The sequence below is a fragment of the Thiomonas arsenitoxydans genome, from assembly GCF_000253115.1.
GTDB classification, from domain to species: Bacteria; Pseudomonadota; Gammaproteobacteria; order Burkholderiales; family Burkholderiaceae_C; genus Thiomonas; species Thiomonas arsenitoxydans.
On the sequence record NC_014145.1, the window covers coordinates 203,021 to 215,371 of the forward strand.

The following is a 12,351-nucleotide window of genomic DNA, read 5'->3' on the forward strand; positions in this document are numbered from 1 at the left end:
CTCCCATGAAACCCAATGATCTGCCCCAGTTCGACACCGCCGCGCTGCGCGCCAAGGACGCCGCGCATCACCTGCATCCCTTCACCGACACCAAGAGCCTGAACGCCGCGGGCAGCCGCGTCATCGTGCGCGGCGAGGGCGTGCGCATCTGGGACTCGGAGGGCAACGAAATCATCGACGGTATGTCCGGCCTGTGGTGCGTCAACCTCGGCTACGGGCGGCAGGATCTGGTGGACGCCGCCACCCACCAGATGCAAACCCTGCCGTTCTACAACGCCTTTTTCAAGACCACCACGGCCCCGGCAACCGAGCTTGCGGCGCTGCTGCCGCAGGTGGCGCCGCCCGGTTTCAACCATGTGTTCTTCACCAACTCCGGCTCCGAAGGCAACGACACCATCATCCGCCTGGTGCGCCGTTATTGGGATCTGATGGGCCAGCCGCAGCGCAAGACGATCATCAGCCGCCACAACGCCTATCACGGCAGCACGCTGGGCGGCGCCTCGCTGGGCGGCATGAGCGGCATGCACGAACAGGGCGACCTGCCACTGCCGGGCATCACCCACATCGACCAGCCCTACCAGTTGCAGCACGGCAAGCCGGGCGAGAGCGCGCACGACTTCGGCTTGCGCGCCGCAAGTTGGCTGGAGGCCAAGATTCTCGAAGTGGGCGCCGACAAGGTGGCCGCCTTCATCGGCGAGCCGGTGCAGGGCGCGGGCGGGGTCATCATTCCTCCGGCCAGCTATTGGCCCGAGATTCAGCGCATCTGCGACAAGTACGGCCTGTTGCTGATCTCCGATGAAGTCATCTGCGGCTTCGGTCGCCTGGGGCACTGGTTCGGCTGCCAGCACCCGCACATCAACTCCAAACCCGACCTCATCACCTTCGCCAAGGGCGTGACTTCGGGCTACCTGCCGCTGGGCGGGGTGCTGGTGGGCGACCGTGTGGCCAAGGTGCTGATCGAGCAGGGCGGCGATTTCAATCACGGCTTCACCTACTCCGGCCACCCGACCTGCTGCGCCGTCGCCATCGCCAACGTCAGCGCGCTACGCAACGAGGGCGTGGTCGAGCGCGTGGCCACAGACACCGCGCCTTACCTGAAGGCGCAATTCGCCACCCTGGCCGATCATCCCCTGGTGGGCGATGTCGATTCGCTCGGCATGGTGGCTGGGCTGGTGCTCTACAAGGACAACGCCAGCCGTACATTGTTCGACGCCGATCTGGGCGTGGGCTACCTCTGCCGCGACCACTGCTTCAAGAACGGCGTGGTGATGCGTGCCGTGGAAGAACGCATGATCATCGCCCCGCCGCTGGTGATGACGCATGCCGAAATCGACGAGATGATCCGGCGCATTCGCCGTAGCCTGGACGACACGCTGGCTGGTCTGCGTGCGCAGGGCTTGGTATAAATCGCCATTTCCGTTTCGGTCGGTCACGGCATACTGGTACGGGAATTGCAAAGCCTCACCCTGCTGCACCTGTTGTTTTCAATTGGCTTCACACACACTTGAGAGGTTTTTCATGTCACAAAAACTGCATACGAAGTCAGTCCGTCGCAAGCTGCTGGCGGCATGCCTGGCGGGCGCCGCGGCGCTAACCCTCGGCGCTGCCGCCCCGGCGCAAGCCGCCGGCGTGCTCAATATCTACAACTGGTCCGACTACATCGCCCCGACCACGGTGCCGGGTTTCGAGAAGGACACCGGCATCAAGGTGCGCTACGACACCTTCGACTCCAACGAAACCCTGTTCGCCAAAATGGTGGCGGGCGATACCGGCTACGACATCGTGGTGCCGTCGTCGAACTGGGCGGCCATCGACATCAAGGGCGGCCTGCTGCATCCGCTGGACAAAGCCAAGATCCCCAACTACAAAAACCTCGATCCGGGCCTGATGAAGCAGCTCGCCGCGGTTGACCCCGGCAACAAATACCTCATTCCCTGGATGTGGGGCTACACCACGGTAGGCATCAACGTCAACCAAGTGAAAAAGGCGCTGGGCAACACCCCCATGCCGGCCAATCCCTGGTCCTTGATTTTTGATCCGACCTACGCTGACAAGATCAAGTCCTGCGGCATCTCCATGCTCGACTCGGGCGGCGACATCATGGAGGCTGCGTTCAACTATCTCGGCATTCCGCAAGACACCCAGAGCCCGGCCGACTTCGAGAAGGCCTACGCCATGGTGCAGAAGGTGCGCAAGGACGTGAGCATCTTCTCGTCCTCGGGCTACATCAACGACCTGGCTGGCGGCTCTATCTGCATGTCGCTGGGTTGGTCGGGTGACATGGGCATTGCCGCGGCGCGCGCCAAGGCGGCAAAAAACAAGCAGGACATCGAAGTGTTCCCGCCCACGCATGGCGCCGTGATCTTCATCGACACCATGGCCATTCCCGCCGATGCCAAAAACCTCGACAACGCCTACAAGTGGATGAACTACGTGCTCGAGCCCAAGGTGGCCGCGGCCGACACCAACACGGTGACCTACGCCAACCCGGTGCCGTCGTCGCTGCCCTATGTCGATGCCAAGATCAAGGACAACGACTTCGTGTTCCTCAAGCCCGATATGGTGGCCAAGCTGATTCCGCCCAAGGTTTACACCCCGGAGCAGCGTCGTCTCGTGACCCGTCTGTACACCAAGTTCAAGACCGGCCTGTGATCTGACCCCTGTTGCCGCGCTCTGCGTTTTTTGTCGGAAGGGGCGCGGCAACACCCCACACCTCAACCTTGTTCGACCGATGATGGAGTTCGCGTTGTGACGCCCCCTTCCCCGAGTGCAAAACCCTTCCTGCGCATCGACGGCATCACCCGTCGCTTCGATGAGGTCGTCGCGGTCAATGACATTCATCTCGACATCCAGCAGGGCGAAATTTTTGCCCTGCTCGGATCGAGTGGCTGCGGCAAGTCCACCTTGCTGCGCATGCTCGGGGGCTTCGAGACGCCGACCTCCGGCCACATCTATCTGGAGGGCGAGGACATCACCGATCTGCCCCCCTATGAGCGGCCGATCAACATGATGTTCCAGTCTTACGCGCTGTTTCCGCACTTGACCGTGTTCGACAACATCGCCTTCGGTCTGAAACGCGACGGCATGCCCAAGGCGGACATCGCTACCCGCGTGGAGCAGATGCTCGACCTGGTGCAGCTCAAGCCCTACGGCAAGCGCAAGCCGCATCAGCTCTCCGGTGGCCAGCAACAGCGCGTGGCTTTGGCGCGCAGCCTGGCCAAACGCCCCAAGCTGCTTTTGCTCGACGAGCCGCTGGCCGCACTCGACAAAAAGTTGCGCGAACGCACCCAGCTCGAACTCGTCAACATTCTGCGCAAGGTCGGCGTGACCTGCGTGATGGTCACGCACGACCAGGAAGAGGCCATGACCATGGCCGACCGCATCGCGGTGATGAAGGATGGCGAGTTTCTTCAACTCGGCACCCCCATCGAGATTTACGAACACCCGCAAACCCGCTTCATTGCCGATTTCATCGGCAACGTCAATATGTTCGACGGCAGGCTGGTGACCGACGAGCCCGACCATTGCGAAGTGCAGACCGATGATGCGTTGTTCTACATCGGCCACGGCATCAGCGGCACGCTCAACATGGAGCTGGGCATCGCCTTGCGTCCGGAAAAAATGACTCTGACCGAGGGGCACCAGAGTCACCCGAACAACGCCTTTCAGGGCACGGTGTCCGGGCGCTCGTACATGGGTAGTTACACCGCCTACGAGCTGCTGCTGCCGAGCAAGCGGCGCGTTCGCGTCACCGTGTCCAACGCCGATCGCCATGCCGATCCGTTTGATGTGGGGGCCGCGGTTACCGCGCATTGGGCGGATAACGCGCCTGTGGTCATCGTGGACTGAGGCACAGCGCCAACGCATCATGCCAACAAACAGCGACACCTCCACCCCGCGCAAAGTGCGCAAGCCCTTCAACTGGGGCCGCAAGATCGTGATCGGCATTCCGCAGATCTGGCTGCTGGCCTTTCTGCTCGCGCCGTTCTTTATCCTGCTCAAGATCAGCGTGTCGGAAACCGACGCGCTGGGCATAGGCTTCGACCCGCTCGTCACCTATGTGAACGATGCGCTGCAGGTCAACATCCACTTCTCGCCTTACCTGGCGCTGGTGCGCGACAGCCTCTACATCATCACCTATCTGTCATCGCTGTGGTACGCCTTGATGACCACAGTGCTGTGTCTGGTGATCGGCTATCCCTTTTCCTACTTCATCGCCCGGGCCAAGCCCACGGTACGGCCCGCCCTGCTGATGCTGGTCATGCTGCCGTTCTGGACCTCGTTTCTCATCCGCATCTATGCCTGGAAGAACCTGCTCGACGTCAACGGCCTGGTCAACCAGTTCCTGATGTGGGCAGGCATCATCCACACCCCGCTGCGCATGATGTTCACCGAGTTTTCGTTCATGGTGGGCATGGTGTATGGCTACATCCCCTTCATGATTCTGCCGCTCTACGCCACGCTGGTGAAAATGGATCACCGGCTGGTCGAGGCGGCGGCGGATCTGGGCTCCACGCCGCTGAAGACCTTCTGGCTGGTCACCGTGCCGCTGTCCAAGTCGGGCATCATCGCCGGCAGCCTGCTGGTGTTCATTCCGGCGGTGGGCGAATACGTCATTCCCGAGCTGCTCGCGGGCCCGTCCACGCTCAACATCGGCCGGGTGATGTGGAATGAGTTCTTCCTCAACCTCGACTGGCAGCGCGCCTCCGCAATGGCCATTGTGATGATCGTGCTCATCCTGCTGCCGATTGCGGTGTTCAACAAGTACCAGACCAAGAGCCTGGAGGGCATGCGATGAAAAAGACCGCCGTGCTGCCCCTGACCTGGATGATCCTGGTCTATCTGTTCCTATACCTGCCCATCGTGGTGCTGGTGGTGTATTCGTTCAACGATTCGCGCATGGTCACCATTTGGGGCGGCTGGACGCTCAAGTGGTACGGCGCGGTGGTGCATGACCATGAAGTCATCAGCGGCTTGATTCTGTCGCTCAAGGTGGCGCTGGCGACGGCCACTACTTCGGTGCTGCTGGGCACATTGGCGGCATTTGCCCTGGTGCGCTATCGCCACTTCGCGGGCAAGAGCCTGCTCAACTTCATGATCAACATCCCGCTGGTCATGCCCACCGTGGTCATTGCGCTGGCGCTGCTGTTGTTTTTCGTGACAGTGCAGAAGGCCATGGGGTTTCCGCAGAAGGGGTTTTTCACCATCTTCATCGGCCATACCGTCATGGCCATTTCCTATGCCGCGGTGGTCATCCAGTCGCGTCTGAAGGAAATGGATCGGTCGATCGAGGAAGCCGCCATGGATCTGGGCGCGCGCCCTTTCCAGGTGTTCATGCTGGTCACCCTGCCGTCCATTTCGCAGGCCCTGGTGTCGGCCTGGCTGCTGGCGTTCTCGCTGTCGCTCGATGAAGTGGTGATCTCCGCCTTCCTCTCCGGCCCCGGCAGCACCACCTTGCCGGTGGTGATCTTCTCGCGCGCCCGTCTCGGTCTGAGCCCGACCATCAATGTGGTCGGGGCGATCACCGTCTATCTGGTCATCATTGCCGTGGCGGTGAGTAGCCTGCTCATGGCGCGACGTGAGCGTCTGCGCGCAAAACAGGCCGCGCAGGCCTTGCGGATGGATGCCGAGCCGCAGCAAACAAAGGAATTCGGCGTCGGATTCATGACCGCCGAGGGGCGATGAGCCGTCGCCAGAGGAGCGGTTTTTTGAGCAAGAGAAGCACCCTGTCAACATCTAAAAACACCTGGAGGACACACTGATGAACAAGTTCAAACTCACCGTGCTGGCGGCCAGCCTGGGGCTCGCCCCACTGGCACATGCCGACACCAACGCCGACATCCTGAACGAGCTGCAAGCGCTCAAAGCCAAGGTGCAGCAACTCGAAGCGCAGGTCAAGGCGCAGCAAACCCAGATCACCGACAACCAGAAGGCGACAGATGAAGCCTCGAAGGTGGCCAACCATGCGGATGTGCAGGTCTCGGGCATCAAGGAGCAAACCGAGTCGTCCGGCTTCAAGGGATTGAAGGTCAGCGGCATGATCGCCCCGGCCTATGTCTACAACCAAGATCAGCAGGCCAGTTCGTTCGTATTCCTGAATCGGTCCAATGGCGATCCGGGTGCGTACTCGCTCTACAACTACGACAACTCGTATTTCGGCGGCGTTTATCTCCAGTTCCAGAAGGAAACCGCGGGCGGCGTGGGCTGGAACCTCACCCTGGCTCCCGATCGGGGCGCCGGCGTCAACATGAATGGCAACTCCATCATTCATGAAGCTTCGGTGTCGATTCCGTTGAACAACGAGACCAAGCTCATCGCCGGCCAGATCCCCGACTGGGAAGGCTATGAATACACCTGGGACAACCAGACCAAACCCATCACCCATAACCTGCTGTTCGACTTCACCGAGCTGACCGCCTACACCGGCGTCGGGCTCGACCAGACCGTGGGCAACTGGGAGTGGAAGAGCATGATCGCCAATATGAACTCGCCGCGTTATTACTACGGCGGCTCCGGCGGGCGTGCCCCGGCACTGGTGTTCCGTGCCGACTACACCCCGCCCGGTTATGACAACGCCGATATCGGCTTCTGGGGCATGGTGGGCAAGCTGCCGAACTCCAACGTGGCGGCGGACGGCACCACGCCGCTGTTTGCCACTGGCACCTCGACCGCGCAGATGTTCGAGGTCGACGGCTACCTGACCCAGGGCGACTGGGGCTACTACGGCCAACTCGGCTATGGACAGCAGACCGGGGCAGCGTATAACGGCGGCAAAGCCAAGTGGTGGGGCGCCTCGGGCATGCTGACCTATAACTTCACCCCGCGCTTCCTCGGTTTCGCCCGCGCTGACTATCTCAACAACAGCAGCAATGGCGGCGGGCTGCCGGGCGGCTATATGAACCCGACTGCCGGTGGCCCCGGCGCGAGCTTCAACGGCGTCAACGGCTTCGGCCCCGGCTACGTCAACGACGGCACGGGTAACTGGACCATCGTCGACCCCAACAAGGGCGCCAACCGCTACGCCCTCTCGCTCGGCTGGAATTACCTGCTGACCGAGTCGACCACATTGAAGATGGAATACCGCTATGACCGCTCCAGCCTTGCTACCTTCTACAACGTGTCGGATGGCAGCTACAAAAAGGACAACAATCTTCTTGCCGCTTCGGTGGTCGTGAGCTTCTGATCTGTCCTTTCGCGGCGGGTGTCTTGCCCGCCGCCTCACCGCTTTTTGCTACTCCATCATGCGCCACCCCATCGCCTTCACAACGAACCGGGTGGCGCCCGAACCCATCGCTCCAGCGCCCGACCGGGTGCTGCGCGGCGACCCGCAGCAACTGGCCTGGAATCACTACACCGACGCCACCGGTCAGTTCTCCGCAGGCATCTGGCAGGGCGAGCCCGGCGCTTGGCGGGTGTGCTACGACCCGCATGAAGAGGAGTTCTGCGTGCTGCTCGAAGGGCATATGACCCTCACCGCAGACGACGGCGCGGCGCAGGAATTTCGCGTCGGTGACGCGTTCGTCGTGCCCGGCGGCTTCACCGGCATCTGGGAAAACCACACTCGGGTGCGCAAACACTACGCCATCATGGCGCTCAAAAAGAACTAAACCTTACCCCAGGAGATTCGCATGACCGAGAACTTCAATCGCATCTGGCATCAACGCGCCGACGATCTGCTCAAGCGCGGTATCGACGGCCGCATGGTCATCGACGGCAGGCGCTGGGCCGCGACTGATGGCAGCCTGTTCGACTGCATCTCGCCCGTTGACGGCAAGGTGATTGCCCGCGTCGCCCGCGGCAAGGCGGCGGACATCGACCGCGCCGTGGCCTCGGCCCGCGCTGCATTCAATGACCGCCGCTGGGCTGGCCAGCCGCCCGCTGCGCGCAAGAAGGTGATGGTGGCGTTTGCCGAGCAACTGCGCGCTGCGCGCGACGAACTCGCGCTGCTCGAAACCCTCGACATGGGCAAGCCGATCAAGAACAGCCTGTCCACCGACGTGCCGTCCGCCGCGCGCTGCCTGCAGTGGTTCGGCGAAGCGGTGGACAAGATCTACGACGAAATCGCCCCCACCGGCGACAACGCGCTGGCCCTCATTACGCGCCAGGCCATCGGCGTGGTCGGCGCCATCGTGCCGTGGAACTACCCTATGCTGATGGCCTCGTGGAAGCTGGGGCCCGCGCTGGCCGCGGGCAACAGCGTGGTGCTCAAGCCTTCTGAAAAATCGCCGCTCACCGCGCTGCGTCTGGCCGAACTGGCGCTGGAGGCCGGGCTGCCAGAGGGCGTGTTCAACGTGGTGCCGGGCTTCGGGCATGAGGCCGGTGAAGCGCTGGCGCTGCACATGGACGTGGACGCCATCGGCTTTACCGGATCCACCCGCACCGGCCGCCGCATGCTCGACTATTCCAGCCGCAGCAACTTGAAGCGCGTGTACAACGAACTTGGCGGCAAGTCGGCCAACATTGTCTTCGCCGACTTCGACGATCTCGACCGCGCCGCCGCAACGGCCATCGGCAGCATGTTCTACAACCAGGGCGAGAGCTGCAACGCGCCCTCACGCCTGCTGGTGCAGGACAGCATTGCCGATGCCTTCGTCGAGAAGCTCGCTGCGCTCACTCCGCAATACCACCCGGCCGACCCGCTGGATGCATCCACCGTGCTTGGCGCGCTGGTCGATGAAACCCAGACGCAGACCGTGCTCGGCTATATCCAGTCGGGCGTGGACGAGGGCGCGCGCTGCGTGGCCGGTGGCTGCCGCGCGCTGCAGGAGACCGGCGGGCAGTACGTCGCCCCGACGGTGTTCGACGGCGTGAAAAACAGCATGAAAATCGCGCAGGAAGAAATCTTCGGCCCGGTGCTGGCGGTCATTCGCTTCAAGACCGAAGCCGAAGCCGTGGCGATTGCCAACGACAGCGCCTACGGCCTGCACGCCGGGGTGTGGTCGCGCAATATCGACCGCGCGGTGCGCGTGTCGCGCGCGCTGCAGGCGGGCACCGTGCACGTCAACCAGTACGACGAGGACGACATCACCGTGCCGTTCGGCGGCGTGAAGCAGTCGGGCAACGGCCGCGACAAGTCGCTGCATGCCTTCGACAAATACACCGAACTCAAAACCACCTGGATGCGCATCGACAGCGCGAACTGAACCCTCCCCTCCCCGGCCCTCCCCGCAAGCGGAGAGGGGGCCTTTGCTCCTCCTCCACGCAGTGGGGAGGCCGGAAGGGGGAATTTCTCGGAGACACACCATGAACCACTCACTGAATGAACAACTCCAGGCGCGCCGCGCCGCTGCCACGCCCCGCGGCGTGGGCGTGATGGCCAGCTTCTACGCCGACCGCGCCGAGGGCGCCGAGCTGTGGGACGTCGAAGGCCGCCGCTACATCGACTTCGCTGGCGGCATCGCGGTGATGAACGTCGGCCATCGCCACCCGAAAATCGTCGCCGCGTTGCAGGAGCAACTGCAGCACTTCACCCACACTTGCTATCAGGTCGTGCCGTATGAGAGCTATGTCAGCCTGGCCGAAAAGCTCAACGCCCTCACGCCCGGCAGCCACGCGAAGAAAACCGCGCTGTTCTCCACCGGCGCTGAAGCCGTGGAAAACGCCATCAAGATTGCCCGCGCCTACACCCAGCGCCCAGGGGTGATTGCCTTTGGCGGCGCCTTCCACGGCCGCAGCCTGTTTGCCGTGTCGCTCACCGGCAAAGTGCAGCCGTATAAGGCGGGCTTCGGCCCCTTTCCGCCGGAGATCTATCACGCGCCGTTTCCCTGTCATTGCGCCAGCCTCGACGAGACGAAAAAGGCGGTGGAACTGCTGTTCAAGGCCGACATCGAACCCTCCCGCGTAGCCGCCATCATCTTCGAGCCCATCCAGGGCGAGGGTGGCTTCAACGTCATTCAGGCCGAGGCGGTGAAGTGGCTGCGCGCACTGTGCGACCAGCACGGCATCGTGCTCATCGCCGACGAGGTGCAGACCGGCTTCGGCCGCACCGGCAAGCTGTTCGCGATGGAACATTTTTTCGAGCAGACCGGAGTGCTGCCCGACCTCATGACCATCGCCAAATCGCTGGCCTCGGGCATGCCGCTGTCGGCCGTGACCGGCCGCGCCGAGATCATGGACGCCCCGGCCCCCGGCGGCCTGGGCGGCACCTACGCGGGCAACCCCATGGCCGTGGCCGCCGCGCACGCCGTGATCGACGTGATGCACGACGAGCAACTCCCGGCGCGCGGCCAGAAGCTGGGCGATCAGCTCAAGGCGCGGCTCGATGGCCTGCGCGCGCAAGTGCCGCAGATCAGCGATGTGCGCGGCCTGGGCGCCATGGTCGCGGTGCAGTTCAACGACCCCGCCTCTGGCAAACCGGACGCGGCTTATACCAAGGCCGTGCAGGTCGAGGCGCTCAGGCGCGGCCTCATCCTGCTGACCTGTGGCGTGGACTACAACGTGGTGCGCTTCCTGTTCCCGCTGACGATTTCAGACGCCGTGTTCGCCGAGGCGCTCGACATCCTCGAAGCGTCGCTGCTGGCGGCCAAGGGTTAGGGCCTGTTCACGCTATGTATGCACCCGCCTGGGGGCAACCCTTCGGGCCGGGGGCTGGGCGGCGCACTGCCACGTTGCCGTCCGCTTGTGGTGCAACACACCACGGCGCGGCCTGCGCCTCGCATCGCCTCCGCCCAGACCCCCGGCGTGGGTGCGTCAATAGCGTTATCAGGCCCTAGTGCCAGGGCCGCGATGCGGCGATGGACAAACCGAGCGACCCGCTATCCACCGCCGACGCCCTGGCAGCGCAGGGCGCGCAAGATCTGTCCGCACTGGGCCAGATTGCAGTGGAGCAGATCGCCGCGCTGCAACCACTCGAGTGGCGCAGCGATCTGGCGCAGATTTCCCCTTGGGAATATGCGCAATATGCCGAGCGATTTTGATCTGATCTCCAGCAGGGCCAGACCCGGCTGACTTCTTCAGGTACCGCCCTGAGCCAGATCGTGCGAACGCTGGGCACACGATCACCGTTGAGCATCAGGGTTTTTGCAAACGCCTGAATCGACAAACGCCGGCCAGACCCCGGCCCGCCGGAAAGCGCCAGCATCACAGCGTGAGCGATCCGGTATCTGCGTTTTTTGCGGGTCTGTACGCAAACGTACAGACCCGCAAAGGCTTTTGGCCTACGTTGCAACAACAGTTCCAAGGCAGCGCCCTGCGCTCTTTGGAACGACTGTTCTGCTGAGGGTCCAGATCCTCGAAAAGCCGTCAAAAAAGCGCCTGCAATTCAGCTGATCTCTGGCCGTGCAAGGGTTCGGCTCGACGGCTTCTGCGCCACTTGGCAGCCACTTTTCAAGTTGCCAGCGCCGCCATGTCCAACATTCCCATCCTGTCTCCACTGTTCCTCCTCCTGGTCGTTCTGGTGCTGTTTCTGGCCTCGTCCCTCAAGATCATCTACGAATACCAGCGGGCCGTGGTGTTCCAGCTCGGTCGCTTCCAGCGGGTCAAAGGGCCCGGGCTGATTCTCGTGATCCCCGTGTTGCAGCGCATGGCCCGAATGGATTTGCGCACCGTGGTGCACGAGGTGCCATCGCAGGACGTGATCTCGCGGGACAACGTGTCCGTCAAGGTGGATGCGGTGCTGTATTTCCGCATCGTCGATCCAGAAAAGGCCTTTATCCAAGTGGAAGATTTTTTCTCCGCAACCAGCAAGCTGGCGCAAACCACCTTGCGCGCGGTGCTGGGCAAGCACGACCTGGATGAAATGCTGTCCGAGCGCAGCAAGATCAATGCCGATATTCAAGCCATTCTGGACGCCCAGACCGAGGCCTGGGGCATCAAGGTCAGCGTGGTGGAGATCCGAAATATCGAACTGACCGAAGACATGGTGCGCGCCATCGCCAAGCAGGCGGAGGCTGAACGCGACCGCCGCGCCAAGGTGATTCATGCTGACGCTGAATTCCAGGCCGCACAGACGCTGGTGAATGCGGCGGCCATTCTGGCTTCGGCACCCGGCGGCATGCAGCTGCGCTATTTGCAAACGCTGTCGGAAATTGGTACCGAGAAAAATTCCACGGTCATCTTCCCGATGCCGATCGATCTGATCAAGCCGATTCTGCAGATCATTGAAAAAGTCGCGGATCAGCACTGATCCGCCGCCATCCTGCCTTGCGCGCTGTGTCCCAGCAGGCGCAATGCCCTTCTTGTTGATCCAACCGAAAGCCCGCCATGCCCAGCAAATCTCCCACCCGCCCCATTGATGCAAACAGCCAGCCCGCGATTCCGCAGATGAAGGCCACAGGCCAAAAGCGCAGTTTGGTGCGCGGCAAGTCCACCCGCAAGAAAAATCCGGGCAAACGCTCCCACCATGGAGGCTGA

The 12,351-nt window shown here is 62.6% G+C and carries 12 protein-coding genes; all 12 read left to right on the plus strand.

Translation table 11 applies throughout. The features are described from left to right. Positions 1–5: 5 nt before the first annotated feature. The 12 genes from THI_RS00925 to THI_RS18680 all read left to right on the plus strand — a co-directional run bounded on the left by THI_RS00925 (position 6) and on the right by THI_RS18680 (position 12,351). A complete protein-coding gene (locus tag THI_RS00925) occupies positions 6–1,406 on the plus strand; it encodes an aspartate aminotransferase family protein (RefSeq protein ID WP_013104342.1) in 1,401 nt (466 codons plus the stop codon). Between the two features lie 112 nt (positions 1,407–1,518). Then, complete coding sequence (locus tag THI_RS00930; protein ID WP_013104343.1) at positions 1,519–2,652, plus strand: extracellular solute-binding protein; 1,134 nt, start codon at positions 1,519–1,521, stop codon at positions 2,650–2,652. Positions 2,653–2,748: 96 nt separating this feature from the next. Continuing rightward, entirely contained in the window at positions 2,749–3,849 is a 1,101-nt protein-coding gene (locus tag THI_RS00935; RefSeq protein WP_013104344.1) for an ABC transporter ATP-binding protein, read from the plus strand. A 19-nt stretch (positions 3,850–3,868) separates the two neighbouring features. Continuing rightward, positions 3,869–4,798, plus strand: a complete 930-nt coding sequence (locus tag THI_RS00940; protein ID WP_013104345.1) for an ABC transporter permease subunit — start codon at positions 3,869–3,871, stop codon at positions 4,796–4,798. Further along, positions 4,795–5,685: an ABC transporter permease gene (locus THI_RS00945; protein WP_013104346.1), complete on the plus strand. Its 891-nt coding sequence runs from the start codon at positions 4,795–4,797 to the stop codon at positions 5,683–5,685. Before THI_RS00940 ends, THI_RS00945 begins: the two co-directional genes overlap by 4 nt. Positions 5,686–5,761: 76 nt before the next feature. After that, the gene (locus THI_RS00950) at positions 5,762–7,183 is read left to right on the plus strand and encodes a DUF3138 family protein (RefSeq protein ID WP_013104347.1); all 1,422 of its coding nucleotides are present in this window, start codon (positions 5,762–5,764) and stop codon (positions 7,181–7,183) included. Between the two features lie 58 nt (positions 7,184–7,241). Beyond that, positions 7,242–7,607, plus strand: a complete 366-nt coding sequence (locus tag THI_RS00955; RefSeq protein ID WP_013104348.1) for a cupin domain-containing protein — start codon at positions 7,242–7,244, stop codon at positions 7,605–7,607. Positions 7,608–7,628: 21 nt separating this feature from the next. After that, complete coding sequence (locus THI_RS00960) at positions 7,629–9,143, plus strand: aldehyde dehydrogenase (protein ID WP_013104349.1); 1,515 nt, start codon at positions 7,629–7,631, stop codon at positions 9,141–9,143. A 100-nt stretch (positions 9,144–9,243) separates the two neighbouring features. Beyond that, entirely contained in the window at positions 9,244–10,533 is a 1,290-nt protein-coding gene (gabT, locus tag THI_RS00965) for a 4-aminobutyrate--2-oxoglutarate transaminase (protein ID WP_013104350.1), read from the plus strand. A 200-nt stretch (positions 10,534–10,733) separates the two neighbouring features. Continuing rightward, positions 10,734–10,916, plus strand: a complete 183-nt coding sequence (locus THI_RS00970) for a hypothetical protein (RefSeq protein WP_013104351.1) — start codon at positions 10,734–10,736, stop codon at positions 10,914–10,916. A 428-nt stretch (positions 10,917–11,344) separates the two neighbouring features. Then, on the plus strand, positions 11,345–12,124 hold the full coding sequence (locus tag THI_RS00975) for a slipin family protein (RefSeq protein WP_013104352.1): 780 nt from the start codon (positions 11,345–11,347) through the stop codon (positions 12,122–12,124). Between the two features lie 77 nt (positions 12,125–12,201). Then, positions 12,202–12,351 carry a hypothetical protein gene (locus THI_RS18680; protein WP_156053990.1) on the plus strand — a complete coding sequence of 50 codons (150 nt, stop codon included), beginning with the start codon at positions 12,202–12,204 and terminating at the stop codon, positions 12,349–12,351.